22 protein-coding genes are annotated in these 19,506 nt (G+C 30.4%); 14 read left to right on the top strand and 8 right to left on the bottom strand.

Features of this window, described 5'->3' with window-relative positions; all coding sequences use genetic code 11:
- Positions 1-109: 109 nt before the first annotated feature.
- The 7 genes from ACZ5RS_RS14790 to ACZ5RS_RS14760 all read left to right on the top strand — a co-directional run bounded on the left by ACZ5RS_RS14790 (position 110) and on the right by ACZ5RS_RS14760 (position 6,807).
- A complete protein-coding gene (locus ACZ5RS_RS14790) occupies positions 110-613 on the top strand; it encodes a helix-turn-helix transcriptional regulator (RefSeq protein ID WP_464636719.1) in 504 nt (167 codons plus the stop codon).
- A 106-nt stretch (positions 614-719) separates the two neighbouring features.
- Positions 720-923 carry a hypothetical protein gene (locus ACZ5RS_RS14785; protein ID WP_464636717.1) on the top strand — a complete coding sequence of 68 codons (204 nt, stop codon included), beginning with the start codon at positions 720-722 and terminating at the stop codon, positions 921-923.
- Complete coding sequence (locus ACZ5RS_RS14780; RefSeq protein ID WP_464636715.1) at positions 913-1,395, top strand: hypothetical protein; 483 nt, start codon at positions 913-915, stop codon at positions 1,393-1,395. The genes ACZ5RS_RS14785 and ACZ5RS_RS14780 overlap by 11 nt, the downstream gene beginning before the upstream one ends.
- Positions 1,388-2,509: a DUF2800 domain-containing protein gene (locus tag ACZ5RS_RS14775; protein WP_464636713.1), complete on the top strand. Its 1,122-nt coding sequence runs from the start codon at positions 1,388-1,390 to the stop codon at positions 2,507-2,509. The genes ACZ5RS_RS14780 and ACZ5RS_RS14775 overlap by 8 nt, the downstream gene beginning before the upstream one ends.
- Positions 2,510-3,073: a DUF2815 family protein gene (locus ACZ5RS_RS14770; protein WP_464636712.1), complete on the top strand. Its 564-nt coding sequence runs from the start codon at positions 2,510-2,512 to the stop codon at positions 3,071-3,073. It abuts the gene before it with no gap.
- A 90-nt stretch (positions 3,074-3,163) separates the two neighbouring features.
- Positions 3,164-6,418 carry a DNA polymerase gene (locus ACZ5RS_RS14765; RefSeq protein ID WP_464636710.1) on the top strand — a complete coding sequence of 1,085 codons (3,255 nt, stop codon included), beginning with the start codon at positions 3,164-3,166 and terminating at the stop codon, positions 6,416-6,418.
- Positions 6,419-6,420: 2 nt separating this feature from the next.
- Complete coding sequence (locus ACZ5RS_RS14760) at positions 6,421-6,807, top strand: DUF7768 domain-containing protein (RefSeq protein ID WP_464636708.1); 387 nt, start codon at positions 6,421-6,423, stop codon at positions 6,805-6,807.
- Positions 6,808-6,818: 11 nt separating this feature from the next.
- Here the strand turns inward: ACZ5RS_RS14760 and ACZ5RS_RS14755 are convergent, their stop codons facing one another.
- The 3 genes from ACZ5RS_RS14755 to ACZ5RS_RS14745 all read right to left on the bottom strand — a co-directional run bounded on the left by ACZ5RS_RS14755 (position 6,819) and on the right by ACZ5RS_RS14745 (position 8,336).
- Positions 6,819-6,986: a DUF6900 domain-containing protein gene (locus tag ACZ5RS_RS14755; RefSeq protein ID WP_464636706.1), complete on the bottom strand. Its 168-nt coding sequence runs from the start codon at positions 6,984-6,986 to the stop codon at positions 6,819-6,821.
- Positions 6,987-7,250: 264 nt separating this feature from the next.
- Positions 7,251-7,985 carry a hypothetical protein gene (locus tag ACZ5RS_RS14750; RefSeq protein ID WP_464636705.1) on the bottom strand — a complete coding sequence of 245 codons (735 nt, stop codon included), beginning with the start codon at positions 7,983-7,985 and terminating at the stop codon, positions 7,251-7,253.
- 42 nt (positions 7,986-8,027) lie between these two features.
- On the bottom strand, positions 8,028-8,336 hold the full coding sequence (locus tag ACZ5RS_RS14745; RefSeq protein ID WP_464636703.1) for a hypothetical protein: 309 nt from the start codon (positions 8,334-8,336) through the stop codon (positions 8,028-8,030).
- A gap of 142 nt (positions 8,337-8,478) precedes the next feature.
- Here ACZ5RS_RS14745 and ACZ5RS_RS14740 point away from each other — a divergent pair, with 142 nt between their 5' ends.
- Genes ACZ5RS_RS14740 through ACZ5RS_RS14720 form a run of 5 tightly spaced genes read left to right on the top strand, consistent with a single transcriptional unit; the run spans position 8,479 to position 13,055 of the window.
- On the top strand, positions 8,479-10,824 hold the full coding sequence (locus ACZ5RS_RS14740; protein ID WP_464636701.1) for a virulence-associated E family protein: 2,346 nt from the start codon (positions 8,479-8,481) through the stop codon (positions 10,822-10,824).
- Complete coding sequence (locus tag ACZ5RS_RS14735; RefSeq protein WP_464636610.1) at positions 10,818-11,099, top strand: PDDEXK family nuclease; 282 nt, start codon at positions 10,818-10,820, stop codon at positions 11,097-11,099. Before ACZ5RS_RS14740 ends, ACZ5RS_RS14735 begins: the two co-directional genes overlap by 7 nt.
- Positions 11,080-12,456, top strand: a complete 1,377-nt coding sequence (locus ACZ5RS_RS14730) for an SNF2-related protein (protein ID WP_464636699.1) — start codon at positions 11,080-11,082, stop codon at positions 12,454-12,456. The genes ACZ5RS_RS14735 and ACZ5RS_RS14730 overlap by 20 nt, the downstream gene beginning before the upstream one ends.
- Positions 12,443-12,664, top strand: coding sequence for a hypothetical protein (locus tag ACZ5RS_RS14725; RefSeq protein ID WP_464636698.1), 222 nt, complete (start codon positions 12,443-12,445; stop codon positions 12,662-12,664). The genes ACZ5RS_RS14730 and ACZ5RS_RS14725 overlap by 14 nt, the downstream gene beginning before the upstream one ends.
- Positions 12,654-13,055 carry a DUF1492 domain-containing protein gene (locus ACZ5RS_RS14720; RefSeq protein WP_464636696.1) on the top strand — a complete coding sequence of 134 codons (402 nt, stop codon included), beginning with the start codon at positions 12,654-12,656 and terminating at the stop codon, positions 13,053-13,055. Before ACZ5RS_RS14725 ends, ACZ5RS_RS14720 begins: the two co-directional genes overlap by 11 nt.
- A gap of 69 nt (positions 13,056-13,124) precedes the next feature.
- Here ACZ5RS_RS14720 and ACZ5RS_RS14715 read toward each other — a convergent pair whose 3' ends face one another.
- The 5 genes from ACZ5RS_RS14715 to ACZ5RS_RS14695 form a co-directional block, all read right to left on the bottom strand.
- A complete protein-coding gene (locus tag ACZ5RS_RS14715; RefSeq protein WP_464636694.1) occupies positions 13,125-13,808 on the bottom strand; it encodes a DUF4276 family protein in 684 nt (227 codons plus the stop codon).
- Positions 13,801-14,931, bottom strand: coding sequence for an AAA family ATPase (locus ACZ5RS_RS14710; protein ID WP_464636693.1), 1,131 nt, complete (start codon positions 14,929-14,931; stop codon positions 13,801-13,803). The genes ACZ5RS_RS14715 and ACZ5RS_RS14710 overlap by 8 nt, the downstream gene beginning before the upstream one ends.
- Before the next feature lie 137 nt (positions 14,932-15,068).
- Positions 15,069-16,256, bottom strand: coding sequence for a lamin tail domain-containing protein (locus ACZ5RS_RS14705; RefSeq protein ID WP_464636691.1), 1,188 nt, complete (start codon positions 16,254-16,256; stop codon positions 15,069-15,071).
- A 194-nt stretch (positions 16,257-16,450) separates the two neighbouring features.
- Positions 16,451-16,837: a hypothetical protein gene (locus ACZ5RS_RS14700; protein ID WP_464636689.1), complete on the bottom strand. Its 387-nt coding sequence runs from the start codon at positions 16,835-16,837 to the stop codon at positions 16,451-16,453.
- Positions 16,838-16,994: 157 nt separating this feature from the next.
- Positions 16,995-17,696: an ion transporter gene (locus ACZ5RS_RS14695; RefSeq protein ID WP_464636688.1), complete on the bottom strand. Its 702-nt coding sequence runs from the start codon at positions 17,694-17,696 to the stop codon at positions 16,995-16,997.
- Between the two features lie 696 nt (positions 17,697-18,392).
- On the opposite strand from ACZ5RS_RS14695, the gene ACZ5RS_RS14690 reads away from it, so the two are divergent.
- Together ACZ5RS_RS14690 and ACZ5RS_RS14685 are read left to right on the top strand one after the other, a co-directional pair.
- Positions 18,393-18,845, top strand: coding sequence for an HNH endonuclease (locus ACZ5RS_RS14690; protein ID WP_464636686.1), 453 nt, complete (start codon positions 18,393-18,395; stop codon positions 18,843-18,845).
- 117 nt (positions 18,846-18,962) lie between these two features.
- Positions 18,963-19,499 carry a P27 family phage terminase small subunit gene (locus ACZ5RS_RS14685; RefSeq protein ID WP_464636685.1) on the top strand — a complete coding sequence of 179 codons (537 nt, stop codon included), beginning with the start codon at positions 18,963-18,965 and terminating at the stop codon, positions 19,497-19,499.
- Positions 19,500-19,506 lie beyond the last annotated feature (7 nt).

Genomic DNA, 19,506 nt, shown 5'->3' with positions numbered 1-19,506 from the left:
TAGCCAACGGAAGGTGAGCAGTCTGAGATGGATGTAATCCATTGAAGACGATTGCTTTTCATTGGCTATTTGTCTTTGGTGCCTTTCTCCATCGCAGGTGGAGAAAAAGATGGCAAATCAAAGAAAATCAAAGTCAAAAAATGAACCAAAGTATGTTTATCAATTAGTTGATGGGACTCGTTATGAAATTGATACTAATGAAAATAATGAGCTAGTAACAATATTAAAAGAAATGGATAAGAGGGATCGTTTATCTGAAAGATATGCAATAGAAGCGCATGATCCATTATTTGATTACCATCAAAATCAATATCACTTGTACCCTTCAAATTTTTTTGATTCCCCAATAGATAGTATTAAAGATAAAACTTCTTCAGTTGAAGGGATATTATTCCCAGAAGCAAAGCCTACAATATTAAGTGATAAAGTAAAACCTCTTGTCCCCTTGTTAATAGAAAGTCAACAGGACCTTTGGTATTTGTTATGTGAAGGTTTTAAAATTGTTGACATTGCAAAAAAACTCAATATAAGTCCTGAAGCAGCTAGAAGCAGAATTCGAAAAATGCATACAAAAATAAGAAAATTATATCAAGAAAAATATGGTGATTTGTAGAAATAATACAATTTTATTTTCAAAGGGGTACTCCTTTTCGGTGATGGATAGAGGAGGGGGTAACTCTCCTCCTGGATTAAATCCAGTAATAATTAAGGAGAAGTACATGATTCATAAAGTACAAATTAATGTAGCAGAAGCTAATGGAAAGAATCAAAGTGTGCTAAGTAGCCGATTTAAGCGAATTTCAAATAGGTTCTTACACTTTTTATTTGGTGATTATAGCCAAGTTTTGATTTTAAAACCTGGAAAATCAATTCAAGCAATTGAAATAAAAGAGATTGAAGGAGAGTTATTAAATGCAAACTAGAGAACAGCTAATTAATATTTTAAATGAAACAAATAAATTATTCGAGTTATGTGTTGGCTTGTTAAATAACCTTATTGACTCTAAAGAATCAGTTGAAAGTACAGTTAAAGTAACTAATCTTCAAATAAAAGAAGAAGTTGAAAAACCAATTTTAAAACTAGAAGATGTTAGAAAAGTTCTAGTTGCTAAATCTAGAGAAGGTTATACAAAACAAGTAAGAGATTTATTAATAAAATATGGTGCTGATAAATTATCAGAAATAAAACCCAAGAATTATCAACTTCTTCTTGAAGAAGCCTCTTGCTTAGGAACTACTCTTAAAATGATAAAAGATGAGTTGGATAAGAAAAAAGCTTTTTCAAATAAATTTGATGAAATATATAAATATCATAGTGCAACTTGTTTAGAGGACTTGAAAGAAGAATACTATCCTAGCTTTTTAAGAGATATAAAGAGGTTAGGTAATGAGTAAACATTCCCTATTATCCCCATCTTCTTCTAAAAGATGGTTAGAATGTCCACCTTCAGCAAGACTTACTGAAAACATTAATGATGAAACAAGTGTTTATGCAAGAGAGGGTACTGATGCACATACTCTTTGTGAATATAAGGTGAATAATGCCTTAGGTTTAAAGGTAGAAAGCCCAATTGAAAATTTATCCTTTTATGATGAAGAGATGGAGCAATCTGCAGAAGAATATATGCTATTTGTTCTTGAAGCATATCAATCGGAGAAAGATAACGATCCAGTTATTATAACTGAGCAAAGGCTTGATATTAGTAATTATGTCCCTGATTGCTCAGGAACAGGGGACTGCTTAATTATTGCAAATAAAACTCTTCATATTATTGATTTTAAATATGGAAAAGGTATTGAAGTAACAGCAGAGAACAATACTCAAATGATGTTATATGCCTTAGGTGCCTTAGATATGTTTGAAAGTATCTATGAGATTGAAAATATAAATATGACAATATTTCAGCCAAGACTTTCAAATATTAGCACTTCATCAATAACAGCAAGTCAAATTAAGCAATGGGCTAATGAGTATCTAAAGCCTAGAGCTTTATTAGCATATGAGGGTAAAGGTGAAATGCAAGCTGGCTCCTGGTGTAGATTTTGCAAAATAAAAGCTACTTGTAGAAAAAGAGCTGAAAAGAATATGCAGTTATCAGCTTATGATTTTAAGAAACCTCCTTTAATTTCTGATGAGGAAGTAATCGAAATTTTAAAGCAGGTTGATGAAATAAGTTCTTGGATTTCAGATATTCAGGGGTACGCTTTTTCGGTGTTAAGTGGAGGTGGCACCCTTAAGGGATTTAAATTAGTTGAAGGAAGATCCAATAGAAAATATTTAGATGAAAACGCCGTAATAGAAACTGTCAAAAATGAAGGCTTAGACCCTTATGAGCATAAGGTTTTAGGAATTACTGCAATGACCAAATTATTAGGCAAGTCAAAATTTGAAGAGCTTTTAAAACAATATATTTATAAACCAAAAGGAAAACCTACACTTGCGCTGGAAAGTGATAAAAGACCAGCACTAGAAATAAATGATTTTAAAAATGACACGGAGGAAAAGTAAATGTCAAAATTAGTAAATCCAACAAAAGTAATTACAGGGAAAGAAACAAGATGGTCCTACGCTACAGTATGGGAGCCAAAATCAATTAATGGTGGAACACCAAAATATTCAGTTTCACTTATTATTCCAAAATCTGATACAACTACAATAAATAAAGTAAAGTCTGCAATTGCAGCTGCATACAAAGAAGGTGAAGCAAAATTAAGAGGCAATGGTAAGTCCCTTCCAAAATTAGAATTAATTAAGACTCCTTTGAGAGATGGAGACATTGAAAGACCTGATGATAAGGCTTATGAGAATTCCTATTTCATAAATGCAAATAGTGCAACAGCACCTGGTATTGTAGATGTTGATTGTAATCCTATATTTGATAGGTCTGCTGTGTATTCAGGAGTATATGGAAGAGCTTCAATTACTTTTTATGCTTTTAATTCTAATGGGAATAAAGGTATTGCTTGTGGGCTTCAAAATCTTCAATTAATTAGAGATGGTGAGCCTTTAGGTAGTAAAGCCTCAGCTGAGAGTGATTTTGCTACTGATGAGGAAGATGACTTTTTAGCATAGTTAAGTAAAAAAAATATTGTTGGGCTGCACTTAAGGTGTGGCCTTTGTTATTTAGGGGTACTCTTTTTCGACCATAGATAGGAGGCGTTAATGATTAATTATAAAAATCAAATTAAAACACTATCTTGTGATCTAGAGACATATTCATCTATTAATCTTTATAAATCAGGTGTTTATAAGTATTGTGAATCAGATGATTTTGAAATTTTACTATTTGCATACTCAATAAATGGTGAAGCAGTTCAAGTTGTAGATTTTGCAAGGGGTGAAAAAATACCCTTAGAAATAATATCAGCTATTCAAGATGATAAAGTAATTAAATGGGCATTTAATGCAATGTTTGAAAGAATTTGTCTTTCTAAGTATCTAGGGTATCCTACAGGGAAATATTTATCCCCAACTTCCTGGAGATGTACCATGATATGGTCTGCATATCTTGGACTTCCTTTATCTTTGGAAGGAGCTGGTGCTGTTTTAGGTTTAGATAAGCAGAAGTTGAAAGAAGGGAAAGAATTAATAAGATATTTTTGTATTCCATGCAAACCTACAATAAAGAATGAAGGTAGAACTAGAAATTATCCAACAGATGATATAGAGAAGTGGGAGAATTTTGTAAAATACAATATTAGAGATGTAGAGGTTGAATTAGGTATAAAAAATATATTATCTAAATTTCCTCTTCCTGATTTTGTTTGGGATGAATATCATGTGGATCAATTAATAAATGATACTGGTGTTTTACTTGATATGGAATTTGTACAAAATGCCATTGAAATTGATGCTAAATCTAAAATTGAAATTACAAATAAAATGATAAATATAACTGAACTTGAAAATCCAAACTCTGTAGTTCAAATGAAAAATTGGCTAAATGAGAATGGGTTAAAGGTTGAATCCTTAGGTAAAAAAGAAGTAAAGGCATTAATTGAAAAAGCACCACCTCATCTTAAAGAAATATTAGAGTTAAGGCTTCAATTATCGAAATCTTCTATAAAAAAATATCAAGCAATGCAAAATACTGTTTGTGCTGATAATAGGGCAAGAGGGATGTTTCAATTCTATGGTGCAAATAGGACTGGACGATTTTGCTTAACAGGAGATCATCAAGTTTTAACTAGAACAGGTTGGCAGAGATTTGATGAATGGGATTCAAGTGCTATTGCATGTTGGAATGCTAGTTCTGAAGCTATTTCTTTTCAAGAAGTCGAAAAAGTAGAATTTGATTACTCTGGGTATATGTATACTTATTTTGATTCTAGAATAGATCAATGCAGTACTCCTGATCATAAAATGAGAGTTAAAAGATCTTATTCAGACAATTGGCAAGATATGACTGTTGAAGAGATGAGTAAAACTAGTCCTTGTATTCCAATGCATGGATATAGATATCACAGAGGATGTGCTAACCCTAATTGGATTAGGGTTCTTATCATGACTCAAGCTGATGGACATTATACAAATGATGGTGCTGTAAGATTTAGATTTAAAAAAATAAGAAAAGTTGAAAGATGTAAAACTTTATTAAGAAAAGCAGATATCTCTTTTTCAAGTAATTACTATGAACGTACAAAAGTTTATAATATTGATATCCCTGCTAGAGCTGTTCCTTTGTGGTTGAGACAATTTAGAGATAAGACATTTGGGTTTTGGTTATTAGATGAAAACCCTGATATCTTTTTTGATGAATTACCTTATTGGGATGGATATAAACCAGCCCCTAACAGTATTCAGTATTCAACAACAAATAAACAAAATGCTGATATTGTACAAGCTTTAGCTCATATGAGTGGCAGAACTGCAATCTTAAAAATAAGAAAAAGAAATCCAATTAAAACTCCCAATTGGAGTGATTCTTATGTACTGAGTATTTGGTTATCTCCTGGTAATAACCATAGGATTATCTCAAAACCTCAAAAAGGACTATTTGTTGGAAAGGTTTATTGTGCTGTAACAAAGACAGGTTATTTTCTTGTTAGAAGAGGTGGCAAAGTTTGGGTAACAGGCAACTCAGGGAGAAACATTCAATTACAAAATTTACCCCAAAATAAACTAGAAGATTTACAAGAAGCTAGAGAGCTTGTTAAAGATAATAATACAGATGCTTTAAAGCTTTTATATGAAGATATCCCAGATACTTTATCTCAACTAATCAGAACAGCTTTTATTGCTGGTAGGAATAAAAGATTTATAGTAGCTGACTATTCAGCTATAGAAGCACGAGTTATAGCTTGGTTTGCTAATGAGAAATGGAGATTAGATGTTTTTAAAAATGGAGGAGATATTTATTGTGCATCTGCATCAAAGATGTTTAAAGTCCCTGTTGAAAAACATGGAATAAATGGTCATCTAAGACAGAAAGGTAAGCAGGCTGAGCTGGCTTGTATTGCAGAAGGTGAACTTGTTCTTACCGACAAAGGTTTGATTCCAATTGAGAAAATTACAACTGCTGAAAAGTTATGGGATGGTGAATCCTGGGTAAATCATAAAGGAGTTATTTATAAAGGGATAAAAGAGGTAATAGAATATGAAGGACTTAAAGCAACAGAAGAACATCAAGTATGGGTTGAAGGGGAATCGGAGCCAATACAATTTATTGAAGCAGCCACCAAAGGATTACATCTAATAAGAAGTGGTATATCAAAGTTACCAAAAAATACTACAGATAAACATAGAAAAATAACTAGAGTTTATGACATACGAGATGCCGGAAGATATCATCGTTTTACCGTATCGAACCATCTAGTTCATAATTGTGGATATGGCGGATCTGTCGGTGCTTTAAAAGCTATGGGTGCTATTGAACTAGGTATAAAAGAAGATGAACTAAAACCTTTAGTAGATGCATGGAGAGTTGCTAATCCTGAAATTGTTAAATTTTGGTGGGCTGTTGATAATGCTGCAAAAAGAGCTGTAAAAGAAAAAACATCGGTTACAACTTATGGAATAAAGTTTTTTTATCAAAGTGGAATTCTTTTTATAAAACTTCCGTCAAACAGAACCCTTTCATATATAAAACCTCGAATTGGAATTAACCAGTTTGGAGGGGAATGTATTACCTATGAAGGAATTGATTCAACAAAATCTTGGAGTCGAATTAATACTTATGGCCCTAAAATTGTGGAGAACATTGTCCAGGCTACAAGTAGGGATATTTTGTGTTATGCAATGAAGAATTTATCGAAATATAAGATTTGTATGCATATTCACGATGAGGTAGTCATTGAAGCTTCAAAAGAAATAAGTATTAAAGAAATTATTCAAATAATGACAATAACACCTCCTTGGGCTAAAGGCTTGCTATTAAATGCAGACGCATATGAAACAGAATTTTATAAAAAGGATTAATCATGGATAAATATAATAAAGAAGGTTACTTGGATTTAACTCCATACTTAGCTTTGAAAAATCACTACTATCCAATTGTATATATTTGCTCCTCTTATGCTGGAGAAATTGAAAATAATATAATTAATGCAAAGAAATATAGTAGATTTGCAATTAATAAAGGATATATGCCTATTGCACCACATTTACTGTATCCCCAAATATTAAATGATAATAATACGAGTGAAAGAAAATTAGGTTTATTATTTGGAAATATTCTAATGGACAGATGTTCAGAAATATGGGTTTTTGGAAATTATATAAGTGAAGGAATGAAAAAAGAGATAGAGAGAGCAAAAGTTAAAAAATATACTATTAGGTATTTTGATAACTTTTGCAATGAACTGTAAAAATTTAAAGGCTAGGCTTTTGTTGAAACTGAAGCTTGGCCTGCTTTATAGGCTTTTTCTAGGGCTTCTTTAATGCTCCAAATTGAGCAGTCATAAAAGTCTAGGCTATCACTATTTCTTGTTTCTAGTGTTTCAACATGTAGTTCATCTTTTGCAATTTTTTCAATTTCTTTTTTCATTTTTATATCCTTCCTTATGTTTACATAGTAACTCTAGAAAGGATATATATCCAGTTATATTTTGATTTATTTCTTTATAATACAAAGAAATAGCTACAATAAAATGAGTTTGATTTTACGATAATGGAAGCCTTTAAATGTTTATTTATAATAGTTCATAAGCTCGCTGAATGTTATTTTATTTCACAATCTTTTAAGGCTTAGTTTCACTGATTATAAAGCTTTCTTTAATTTATTTTTTATCTTAATTTCTTTTATCATGAATTATAATATTTTTAAACATTCCTTATTTATTGGGCATTCTGAACAATTTGGATTCTTTGGTCGACAAAAATCTCTTCCAATTTCCCAGCAAGAGAAATCAATAATTCCTGGAAAATCTGGATTTAATTCTCTTGCTTTATATATTATGGATTCATTTGTGACATTTTTCGAAACTAAACCAGTTCTCTTTAAAACTCTTTTTATATGGACATCTGGCGAAATATCAATTGAATAATAATCTGAAAATGGAATCAAAAATTGTCTTGCTAATATGTTTGTGGCCATAGTGGCAATTTTTATGCCACAACCTTCAAATTGTAAAAAACGATATACTACGGCTGCACTACTTGGCTTGTTATTCCAAATCTTGGCTGCATCTCCTCTATAATCTTTTGCAATTTTATGAATAGCTAAATAAAAAACTTTTGCCATATCATTGTTGAATCTATGTAAAGACTTTTCATTAAATAAATTAACATAGAAATTTAATGATTGTTTTTCTAAAATATCCAAATCAAATGTTTTTAACTCTTCTTTTATTACCCATGGGATTTTCCAGGCTCTTTCTGCTTTGATTTGCCTATCCATAAGACAAGCTAATACATACGCATGGGGATAATTATTAAGATCATTAAGAAATGTATTTATATTATTTTCATCGACTAAATGTACTGATGTTTCTTCTAAATTTGCAAATCTGTTTTTTGCGATTTTTACTAGTGTATGCTCTTCCATAATATTCTTTTTAATTGAAATTGTTTTATATATTCATACTAATTATTCTTTAATTTTGCCATTTATTTTCTTTAATTCCTCTATGTTTCTATCTTGTTGATAACTAACGTGAGCAAAACCAAAACAAATAAAACTTAAAAGTACTGAACCTACTCCAAGAATATTAAAACCAGTGAAATAATTACTATTTATAATATAATTGTATGCATCCCCACCAACATATACATTCTTATTAATAATGCTGTAAGTATCACTATTTATATAATTGTTAAATTTATCATAGCTTTCATAGAAAAAATAAATTGATATAAATAGTGAAATAACTCCAACTAAAATTAGTATTTTTTTCATTTTAAAATCCTCCATTATTGTTATTATATAATATTTTTTTTAACTAAACTATCAAAATATTATTTTTTAATAAAGGGTACGCTTTTTCGTTGATAGATAGAGGAACAGTATTGTCCTCAATCAATTAACCGAGGAGTGTAATATGCGAGATTTACCTATTGCATATGGGAACAGTTGTTTTGCAAAGAAATGGTCTAATAAGACTATTAGTTTTGAAGAACTTTGTGAAAAATTAAAAACAACTATTAGAACCACTGAAACTCAAGAAGAGTACCCAAATCTACCTAAGAGAGAAAAAGACAGAATAAAAGATAAAGGTGGATTTGTTGGTGGTCTATTAAAAGATAATAGTAGAAGAAGAGAAAATATAGTAAGTAGGTCTATGTTAACTCTTGATGCTGACAATGCATCAACTGAGTTAATAGCTAACTTTGAAAATCTTTGTGAGTATAGAGCAGCTCTTTATACAACTCACTCACATCAACCTGTATCCCCTAGATGTAGAATTATTATACCATTAACTCGGGATGTAACTTCTGATGAATATACAGCTATCTCTAGACATTTTACTAATATCCTAGGTATTGATATGTTTGATGAATGTTCTTATAGACCTCATCAATTAATGTATTGGCCTACAACTCCATCTAATGGTGAATTCATATTTAAAGAAGTTAATAAAGAATGGTTAAATCCTGATTTGTTTTTAGCTGCTTTTCCTAACTGGAGAGATTGTACTCTTCTTCCAACTTCTAGTAGAGAAAGCTCTGTTTATAAACCATCAAGTAAAAAGCAAGAAGATCCGTTAGAGAAGAAAGGAATAGTGGGAGCTTTTTGTAGAGCCTATGGAATTGAAGAAGCAATAGCTAAGTTTATTCCGGAGGTTTATGAACCTTCAATTGTAGAAGGTAGATATGATTATATTCCAGCTGATTCCAGTGCTGGTGTTATTATTTATGATAATAAGTTTTCCTTCTCTCATCATGCAAGTGATCCAGCTTGTAATAAATTATTAAATGCATTTGATTTAGTTAGAATTCATAAATTTGGACACTTAGACAATGCTATTGATGATTTAAATACAAAAAATCCTTCGTTTGTTGAAATGAATAGCTTTGCAATTAATGATGAAAAAGTTAAAAAAATAATTACAAAAGAAAAAATAGAAGATGCGGGCCTTGAATTTGATGATAGCGATGATTGGTATAAAAATCTTGAAATAAATAAAAGTGGTAAAATTTTAGAAACCTTAGATAATTTTGTTTTAATATTGAGAAATGATAAAAAACTAATAAATATTAAATTTAATATTTTGAGTAATTCAATTGAGGTCGTAGGGAATGTCCCCTGGGAGCAGAAAAAACCTGGTTGGAGTGATACTCACTTTTCTCATCTGAAAGTATATCTATCAAAAGTCTATAATATTTATTCACCAATTAAACTAAAAGATGCATTAATCGCAGTAGCAGATGAAAGAGCTTTTCATCCAGTTAAAAATTATTTTGTTAACTTACCCAAGTGGGATGGCATTGAGAGAATAGAAACTTTATTTATCGATTATCTTGGAGCGGATGATTCACTTTATACAAGAGCCGTAGCAAGGAAAACCTTAATAGCTGCAGTTGCAAGAGTTTTTGAACCAGGAATTAAATTTGATAGTGTTCCAATTTTAAATGGTCCTCAGGGGATTGGTAAATCGACTCTCTTTTCTAAACTCGGAGGAAAATGGTTTTCTGATAGTTTAACTTTAACTGACATGAAAGATAAATCAGGTCCTGAAAAACTACAGGGTTATTGGATTTTAGAACTCGGTGAATTAGCTGGTATGAGAAAAGTTGATATTGAAAGTGTTAAATCTTTTATTTCCCGTAATGATGATAAGTATCGACCAAGCTATGGAGTTAATGTAGAAAGCCATCTTAGACAATGTGTTATTGTTGGAACTACTAATGCACAAGATGGCTTTTTAAGAGATATAACAGGTAATAGAAGATTTTGGCCAATTACAGTAACAGGAGATTGCATAAAGAAACCCTGGCATTTAAGTGAGGATATTATTGCACAAATTTGGGCTGAAGCTCTTATCTTTTATTTTATTGGAGAGAATTTATTTCTTGAAGGCGAAGTTGCAACTCTTGCTCAGTCTTATCAAGGTGATGCTATGGAAACTGATGAAAGAGAAGGGTTAATTAGAGCTTATCTTGATACACCAATTCCTGAAAAATGGGATGAGTTTGATATTGGACAAAGAAGAGATTATTTAGCTGGTTTTAACAATGGGGGAGGCGTTCTTCGTGATAAAGTATGCAATCTTGAAATATGGAGTGAATGTTTAGGTAAAAACCCTTCAGATTTGAGAATGTCTGATTCCTATGCAATCGCAAGTATTATGAAAAAGATTGAGGGCTGGGAAAAAAGTGGTAGAACTAATTTTCCTATCTATGGTCGTCAAAGATTCTATAAAAGACTTCAACCTGCAAAATGTTAGAAAAAGATATTGAAAAACAATTAGTTAATGAAACTAAAAGAATGAGAGGTCAAGCTCTTAAGTTTACTAGTCCTGGCTTTGTTGGTGTGCCTGATAGATTGGTGCTTCTTCCAGGGGGTAAATTAGCCTTCGTTGAAGTTAAAAGAGAAGGTGAAAAACCAAGACCAATTCAAATCTCAAGACATAAATTATTAAGAAAATTAGGGTTTAAGGTTTATGTTCTTGATTCAAAAAAACAAATTAAGGAAATATTAAATGAAATATATACCTCATAAATATCAAGCTTATGCTATAGATTTTATAGAGCAAAATAACATTGCAGCTGTTCTACTTGAAATGGGTTTAGGCAAAACTGTGATTACTCTTACAGCCATAGATAATTTACTTTTTGATTATTTTTTAGTTCATAAAGTATTAATAATTGCTCCATTACGAGTAGCTAGAGATACCTGGCCAGCTGAAATAATAAAATGGGATCATATAAACGAAATATCCTATTCTATTGTTGTTGGGACTTTGGATGAAAGGCTTAATGCTTTAAATAAAAAAGCTGATTTGTATATTATAAATCGAGAAAATGTCCAATGGTTAATTAATGAAATAAAGTTTGATTATGACATGGTTGTAATTGATGAATTATCATCTTTTAAAAACCATCAAGCTAAAAGATTTAAATCTCTAATGAATGTAAGACCAAAAGTTGATAGGATTGTTGGACTTACTGGAACTCCTGCTAGTAATGGTTTAATGGATCTTTGGGCTCAATTTAAATTACTAGATATGGGAAAGAGACTAGGCAAGTTTATAACTGCTTTTAGGAATGAATACTTTGTTCCTGATAAGAGGAATGGTCAAATAATATATAGTTATTCACTCAGAGAAGGGGCAGAAGAAAGAATCTATAAAGCAATTGATGATATTACAATATCAATGAAAGCTGAAGATTATCTAACTATGCCTGATTTAATTAATACAACCTTTCAAGTACATTTGAATTCTCAAGAAACAAAAATCTATAAGGATATGAAAAAGAAGTTATTGATTGAGTTAAAAGATGTTGAAATAACTGCTGCCAATGCTGCAAGTCTTAGTGGTAAATTATCACAAATGGCGAGTGGTGCTATTTATAATGATGATAAAAATATAATTAGCATTCATGATAGAAAACTTGATGCACTTGAAGATATTATAGAAGCAGCTAATGGGAATCCGATTTTAGTAGCATATTGGTTTCAACATGATCTAGAGAGAATAATTCATAGATTATCTAAGATTAAATTAAACTATTCAACTCTTTATAAAGCAGAGGATATTGAAAAATGGAATAAAGGTGAATTGCAAATTGGACTAATTCATCCTGCTTCCGCAGGTCATGGATTGAACCTTCAATTTGGTGGTTATAACCTAGTTTGGTTTTCTATTCCCTGGAGCTTAGAATTATATCAACAAACTAATGCAAGATTATATAGACAAGGTCAAAAATCAAATATTGTAGTTATTCAACATATTGTTACCAAGGAAACAATAGATGAGAAGATATTAACTGCGCTGTCAAGTAAAGAGAAAGTTCAATCAGCACTAATTGATGCTGTAAAAGCTGATATAAAAGGAGTTCTAAATGAGAGCATATAGACTTCTAGTGGCAGCAATTACAGTTAGAGCTGTAGAAGATTATAAAAGGGCTTTAAGGCAGCTGGATAGCAATCCAACTTATGAAGATGCAATTAAAACAAAGAAGGAGATAGAGACCTTTTTTGAAAGTGATTGGTTTGAATTCCTATGTGAAATTAACGATGTAAGTAGAATATTAAAAAAGGAGAACATACTAAATGACAAATAAAGAATTTTTATCTAGGGCTTTTTATTTAGAGAGACAAATTAAATCTAAAGAAAATCAATTACAGTATTTAAGAGCTCATGCAATATATGTAACTCCATCCATTTCAGATATGCCAAATTGTAGTTCTATTGAAAAATCAAGAATGGAAAAAACTTTATTAAAGATAATGGAATTAGAAGATTATATAAATAAAGAAATTATAAAGCTTATTGGTTTAAAAAAAGAAATTGAGAGTGCTATTAAAGCTATAAACAATATTTCCTGTGAGACAATACTAGAGATGAGATATCTTGAATATTTGAGTTGGCAGGGAATAGCCATAAGACTTAATGTATCTCAGGATCATGTGTATTATTTGCATCGAAAAGCAATGAATTTAGTGAAAATATAAAATAGGCCTCACTTTTGCGAGGCTATTTCTTTATATTTGTTTATTAAGAAATTATTAAAAATGAAAAATCTATTTATTTGAATCAATCAATATACTTACCCAAGTATTAAAGCAAGAACATTTTTGTCTCATTTTTTCAATGCCAATTTTTTCTGCAATATCAATTCCATCAACTGTTTTTTTGAAACTTGATACTTTGTTTAAAATTACTTTTGATGGAGCTGTAGTTGTATTTATTAACTCAGGGTCTCCATTATAATTGTTCAGAATTTCTGAAAAATATTTTTCATTATTTTTATTATAAGGTAAATTCTCACTTAGTTTTTTTACATCTGAAAATAATAATGCTTCAAATTCATGCATTTCAAAATTTGGTATAAAATTATCACAAGTGATACCTAAATCTGCTTCAATTTTACTTTTTGTATTTGCACTTAAAATATTCAATATATCTTCTTTTGATAAATTTGCTCCACTTTGTTTTCGTATATTGATATCTTCTATACCTGGCCACTCTGAATCGATTCTAAAGTAATCAAATAATGTTGAAATATAGCAATTTGGAGTTCTTAAATTTTTATAATTTCTAAGAAATCTTTCATATCTAACATCCCCACCTTTATGGTTTGTTTGACCAATCAATATAGGGGTTAAATATACATTACTATTTTTTTTAAAAACATATGGAGCTAATAGCCGTTCAACAAATATTTTTTCTGTTGGTCCTTCACAAATAATAAATATATTACTCATACTTAGGTCCTCCAGATAAGATATTGTTTTTCCATAATTCTCCTAGTGTATATTCCTTAAGCCAATTATCATATTCTGAATTGTTTAAACGCTTAAAAGTTGATTGATTATTTTCCCTATCTGCTACAATAATATCTTTAGGTTCAAAATAACTGATTAATTCAGGTGATTGAGTAGCAATAATTATTTGCGTATCTTGAGCTCTCCCTTTAATTAATTCTGCAAGCATTGAAATAGCTTGTGGATGAAGACCTAATTCTGGTTCATCAATAATAATTGTTTCAGGATGAATAGGTTGTAATAATACCGTTGCTAAACAAATAAATCTCAAAGTTCCATCAGACAAAGATTGGGGTTTCATCGGTATATCTATTTTTTTCTGTTTCCATAATAATCTAATATTATCATTTTTATCTGGTATTAAATGAAATCCATCAAAGAAAGGTGCTATTAATTTAACAACACTTGCTATTTTATCGAATATTGGATTTTTATCATTTTGCAATTTATATAAATAACTTGCTAAATTTGAACCATCAAAACGTAAGAATTCATTATCAAAAATACTTTGCACTCTTTTTACCGGAGCTAATCTCCCTGTATCATGGAAATGATACATTTGCCATTTTTCAATAGAATTATAAACATGATAGCCGATACCATGACGTGCTGTGGCCCCACTTAAGTCTTTTTCAGTTAATAAATAGGGTGTATACCCATCAACAGAACTAGATAATGGTGACCATCGATTATACATTGATCCATTATAATATGTTAATTCTTTGTCTATTCTAAGTAAATCGTCTTGGGTTGGTCTAAATTCAATTCTATAGCCATTACAACCAAAAATCATTTGAAAAATTATTTCTTCTGCAGTCTCAGGCCCCTCATGCAAAAAATCACTTGCACTACCATAATCTTGAACATATTTCTTCAAATCAGTATCTAAAAAACCAGGTAATGACATTTGCATGGTTGCTCTTAAAAACTTAAATATTTCTAAAAAATTACTTTTTCCTGAGCCATTAGCACCAATAATTATATTAATATTATTCAAAGGGAAATCTTTTAATTCTTTAATTGATTTAAACCCTTTTATATAGATATTATCTAATTGAGCCATGTAATTCTCCTTGTTAAACTTCTGTTAGAATAGCATAATTGATGTTTATTTACAAATCTATTTTATTAGCATTGTTCTTGTATATATAGTTAATATTATTTTAGAGTGTTATTTTATTTCTATATTTAATATATATATTATGGCCAAATATCAACATCAGCACCAGAGCCATCTTTTAGATATAATATTTCACCAGTGTCATTAATTCCAAAGCCTAGAGTTGAATGATTTAGAAATAAAGTTTCTCCAGCTTTGATAATTGTACCATTGCTGAAATTATGTGATGTTGGGTCGTTTTTATCACCAAGTGTCCAATCACTTATATCTATATCAACTGAGTCGTAATTTTTAAGTGTTACTGACTCATTTTCAGTTGGGGTTTTTACAACACTATATATTCTAATATCACCTGTTGTAGGATATCCTGAAGAACCTCCTATTGCTGTAAACCCTGTGGTTTTAGTCCAGTTTCCTGTTAAATCATCATCTCCTAGATTTGTGGTAAATGTAGCTGATATAGGTCGATGGTCTGACACTTCTAGGCTTGCTTGGTCATCATCATTAGAAAATAACAATTCATCAAATTTGTACATTTCATAAAAGGAATTATACTCTCTGTTCCAAGTACCAGAGTTAATCCAAAAATTATCGTAGCTACTAGTATCAGTTATTGTTGTTTTTAATGTAGGTTGTATTAGATTATGATACCTTCCCATATCCCAGCTATAATCATCTGCTGGCATGTTAAAGTCTCCTAGTAAGATAATATCAGATTCACTTCCATTTGCAGTATCTACTAAATCAATTATATCATCCATCTTCATTATTTCAGCTCTTCTATCATTTATACTATCTCCAAAAATTGAATGAATAGTTGCTAATGTAAAATCAAAATCAGATGCTTTGAAATGAGCAATAAAGGGTTCTCTAATTAGTAGATCATCAGGATCACTGAATAGATAATATGTTCCCAATGGTTGAATAATATTTGAATCATAAAAGTAAGTGTATTGTTCTTTTACGCCCCTACCTGTTTTGTTTGAAATTACAGCATCCCATTTATCAGGTAATATATTTAGTAATCTATTAATTACTTCATCATCTCTAACTTCTTGAACTGCAACGATATCATATCTATCTATTATTGTAGCAATTTTTTGTAGTTCTGAATCATCACGGCTATCATTAGATAAAATCCTAATATTCCAGCTAGCTAGTTTTATTGATTCTGTAGGTTGTGTATTATTTGGTATTGCATTGGAAACTGGGCAAGATACAAATAATAAAGATAAAATAATTAATATTGTAGCTTTTATATGTTTCATAGTTTTTCCTCAAAAGTTTAGTTGCCTATCTATTATTTTAGTGGATATAAAAATATTATACAATTGGCAATAGATTGGAATGGGCAAATAAAAAGCCTCACTGTTTGTGAGACTATTGTTATTTTTAATCTCGGTATTAGTTTTTTATGGGTAAATTTAGGGCATCATACAATAAATTCACAAAACAACCAAAACTATCTGTACAGAGAACCATCATAATTATAGCTTGCAATAACTGAAACGTTTGCTTGTGTTAAAGCGAGTGCGAAATCTTCTGGTGTAGCTGCTGAGATTACTTTTGCATTACTATTGTCACCCTGAATTAGGAAAATGTATTCATTTAATACTGTTCCTCCAAAGGCGTTTTCCCCTCTGAATTTTACACGTTGAGCCCACCCTCCATTGCTTAACTTCATAATTGGGCTACATTCTACATATTTTATACTTTTGGGGTTGTTTGCATTATCATCTAGATAATCTTTAATAGCATAAGTAACACCATCCCAAGCTGAAGCTCGAGGGACAGCAAACAAACTAACACTAACTAATAATAATAGCAAGCAAGAAATTGCTTTCTTCATACGTATTCTCCTTTTTTTTGTTATGATACTATCTAAACTATCACATAGCTAAAGTTTTATGTAAAGATATTGTATGTCCTTTAATTAAAGAATTGTATTTATTAGTTAATAATATTTGTTAGGTAATAATTTTAATTATTTAATTGTATTAAAAAAACTATCGGTTTTTATTCATTTCTTCTAATAACCCAGATGTAATTATAGAAGCTGGCATTGCTATTAAAGCAATTCCAAATAAAGAAGAAATCATTGTGATTATTCTTCCTATAACTGATGTTGCATAAATATCACCATATCCAACAGTTGTTAATGAAACTGTTGCCCAATAAATTGCATCAAAAAAATTACTAAAAGTATCAGGCTCAACATTAAAAATTAATAGAGCAGTAATAAATATGTATCCAAGAGCAAATAATCCAAAGGAAATTAGTGCATTTTTTTCTTTTTTGAATACAGAAACAAAGATTTTTACTTGTTTTGAAACTTTGAATATTTTTAATATTCGTAGTCCTCTGAATAACTTTGATAGTCTTAGTACTCTAAATATTTTAAAACTATTAGATAAAATATTAAATGAGGGTAAAATTGATAACAAATCTATAATTGCCCATCCAGTGAAAGGATAAAGAAGATAAGATGCTAATCCTTTTTTTAGTTTAATATTGGATGTTAAAAGTCTTAATGCATAATCAATTATAAATATGGAAACTGTAATATAATCAATATAAGTTAGAACTTTATATTCATTTTTGAATAATAAACTTAATAAACTCATAAAAATTATTATTAACATAAAACCATTATAAAATGGATTAAGTCTATTTTTTGGATCTTCTAAAACATTATATAAACTTTTCATAAACAACTCTCCAATGAATAAAAAGATTATCACCATAAATCAACTAAGTCAAAAGTAAGGATTAGAAGATTTTATTATAATTAAAAAACTTATTTTGCTATTCAAGAATTTTGTGTTAGAAGTAAAAAAAATGATTATTTTTAAAGGAGTAATTAAGGCATTTCTTAAATTACTTTTATTGAAAAAAGCTGTCCAAAAAGTAAAAGAGTTGGATGATCATAAATTTTTGTTTTTTTGATTTGGTGGACGACAAGAAAAATAGGACAATTCATTTTTTCTTATCCCCTCAACTTGTCATTGATATAATTCCTTATCAAACAGCTACTTAAACACTTAATGGTACAAGAGGACAATAATTAATATAAATAAGTATATATATATATAATAGTGGTAATAGTACTATATGTGTATATATACCCCTATTATATATAAAGAGTAGGAATAATAAGTGTCCGTGGCCACTTGGTCATAAAAGAAATAAAGGGGTGAGTGGTATAAACAAAATTTCAGTTAAAGTAATTGAGGGTGGATTGTTTTAAAGCATGAGTGGTAAAAAATAAAAAATTACAGTAAATAACAGTTGATTACAGTAGTATTTTTTAGTTACTCTAAAATTAGAAAAATATGTAGAAGAGCCTGAATTAATTTAGGTTCTTTTTTTATGGGTGGCTTTATAAAAATTACAGTAAATAACAGTTGATTACAGTAGTTTTTTTCAGTTATTCTAAACTTAGAAAAATATATTTAAGAGGACCTAAAGCAATTTGGGTTCTTTTTTTATGGGAAAATGAAATGCCTAGAAAACCTAAAAAGCCTTGTGCATATCCAGGATGTCCTAAATTGACTTATGGAAGGTACTGCGAGGAGCATGAGAAGCTAACACGACAGCATTATGAAAAATATAAAAGAAATCCAGCTACGAAAAAAAGATATGGTCCTCATTGGAAGAGGATACGAGATGCTTATGTGAAACAACATCCAGTTTGTGAGATATGCAAAAAGCGTGGGATAAATACTCCAACACAAGAAGTTCATCATATTATCCCTTTATCTGAAGGTGGTAGCAATGATTGGGATAATTTAATGGCTCTTTGCAAATCCTGCCATTCAAGACTTCATGCTAATCGTGGAGATAGGTGGGGTAACTAACAAATGGTAGGGGTATATAAATCTTTGTGGGATAACGACTTACAACGGACAGGGGCAATGACGCAGAAAAATTGGAATTCAAAGGGGGTATTAAACCCATTTTTAAGGTGGTAAGAGATGGCTAAGGATGGCACAAATCGAGGTGGAGCTAGAGTTGGTGCTGGTAGAAAACCAAAAGCACTTGCAACAAAAATAACAGAAGGAAAATCTGCTGTTGTATGTGATCTCCCTGATACTCCAAATTTAAATGGATTAGAAATGCCTCCTGTAAAAGATTACATGTTAGCTTTACAAAAAAGTGGTCTAGAGTTCTGTGCAAAAGATGTGTATAAGGACACTTGGAATTACCTTAAATCTAGGCGGTGTGAAGAAATAGTTAATCCTCAGTTAATAGAACAATATTCTATGAGTGTTGCAAGATGGATCCAGTGCGAGACAGCTATAAGTGATTTTGGTTTTCTTGCAAAGCACCCAACAACTGGTGCGGCTATTGCTTCTCCTTATGTTTCAATGAGTCGTGAATATATGAAGCAAGTTAACCAATGTTGGTTTCAGATATTCCAACTTGTAAAAGAAAATAGCTCATCTGATTTTAAGGGAGCTAGCCCTCAAGATGATTTGATGGAGAGACTTCTTAATTCAAAGAAAAAATAAAAAAATC

The sequence above is a fragment of the Pleomorphochaeta caudata genome, assembly GCF_055395745.1.
The sequence above is the reverse complement of the archived record's forward strand: the minus strand, read 5'-3'. Positions and strand labels throughout refer to the sequence as shown.

What these genes read in the sequence shown, in the direction of transcription:
- ACZ5RS_RS14710 (WP_464636693.1), bottom strand. Translation starts at nt 14,931, where the DNA reads ATGGCTCAATTAGATAATATCTATATAAAAGGGTTTAAATCAATTAAA.
- ACZ5RS_RS14760 (WP_464636708.1), top strand. Translation starts at nt 6,421, where the DNA reads ATGGATAAATATAATAAAGAAGGTTACTTGGATTTAACTCCATACTTA.
- ACZ5RS_RS14705 (WP_464636691.1), bottom strand. Translation starts at nt 16,256, where the DNA reads ATGAAACATATAAAAGCTACAATATTAATTATTTTATCTTTATTATTT.
- ACZ5RS_RS14750 (WP_464636705.1), bottom strand. Translation starts at nt 7,985, where the DNA reads ATGGAAGAGCATACACTAGTAAAAATCGCAAAAAACAGATTTGCAAAT.
- ACZ5RS_RS14765 (WP_464636710.1), top strand. Translation starts at nt 3,164, where the DNA reads ATGATTAATTATAAAAATCAAATTAAAACACTATCTTGTGATCTAGAG.
- ACZ5RS_RS14695 (WP_464636688.1), bottom strand. Translation starts at nt 17,696, where the DNA reads ATGAAAAGTTTATATAATGTTTTAGAAGATCCAAAAAATAGACTTAAT.
- ACZ5RS_RS14775 (WP_464636713.1), top strand. Translation starts at nt 1,388, where the DNA reads ATGAGTAAACATTCCCTATTATCCCCATCTTCTTCTAAAAGATGGTTA.
- ACZ5RS_RS14740 (WP_464636701.1), top strand. Translation starts at nt 8,479, where the DNA reads ATGCGAGATTTACCTATTGCATATGGGAACAGTTGTTTTGCAAAGAAA.
- ACZ5RS_RS14785 (WP_464636717.1), top strand. Translation starts at nt 720, where the DNA reads ATGATTCATAAAGTACAAATTAATGTAGCAGAAGCTAATGGAAAGAAT.
- ACZ5RS_RS14685 (WP_464636685.1), top strand. Translation starts at nt 18,963, where the DNA reads ATGGCTAAGGATGGCACAAATCGAGGTGGAGCTAGAGTTGGTGCTGGT.
- ACZ5RS_RS14720 (WP_464636696.1), top strand. Translation starts at nt 12,654, where the DNA reads ATGACAAATAAAGAATTTTTATCTAGGGCTTTTTATTTAGAGAGACAA.
- ACZ5RS_RS14790 (WP_464636719.1), top strand. Translation starts at nt 110, where the DNA reads ATGGCAAATCAAAGAAAATCAAAGTCAAAAAATGAACCAAAGTATGTT.
- ACZ5RS_RS14755 (WP_464636706.1), bottom strand. Translation starts at nt 6,986, where the DNA reads ATGAAAAAAGAAATTGAAAAAATTGCAAAAGATGAACTACATGTTGAA.
- ACZ5RS_RS14780 (WP_464636715.1), top strand. Translation starts at nt 913, where the DNA reads ATGCAAACTAGAGAACAGCTAATTAATATTTTAAATGAAACAAATAAA.
- ACZ5RS_RS14730 (WP_464636699.1), top strand. Translation starts at nt 11,080, where the DNA reads ATGAAATATATACCTCATAAATATCAAGCTTATGCTATAGATTTTATA.
- ACZ5RS_RS14745 (WP_464636703.1), bottom strand. Translation starts at nt 8,336, where the DNA reads ATGAAAAAAATACTAATTTTAGTTGGAGTTATTTCACTATTTATATCA.
- ACZ5RS_RS14725 (WP_464636698.1), top strand. Translation starts at nt 12,443, where the DNA reads ATGAGAGCATATAGACTTCTAGTGGCAGCAATTACAGTTAGAGCTGTA.
- ACZ5RS_RS14715 (WP_464636694.1), bottom strand. Translation starts at nt 13,808, where the DNA reads ATGAGTAATATATTTATTATTTGTGAAGGACCAACAGAAAAAATATTT.
- ACZ5RS_RS14700 (WP_464636689.1), bottom strand. Translation starts at nt 16,837, where the DNA reads ATGAAGAAAGCAATTTCTTGCTTGCTATTATTATTAGTTAGTGTTAGT.
- ACZ5RS_RS14735 (WP_464636610.1), top strand. Translation starts at nt 10,818, where the DNA reads ATGTTAGAAAAAGATATTGAAAAACAATTAGTTAATGAAACTAAAAGA.
- ACZ5RS_RS14770 (WP_464636712.1), top strand. Translation starts at nt 2,510, where the DNA reads ATGTCAAAATTAGTAAATCCAACAAAAGTAATTACAGGGAAAGAAACA.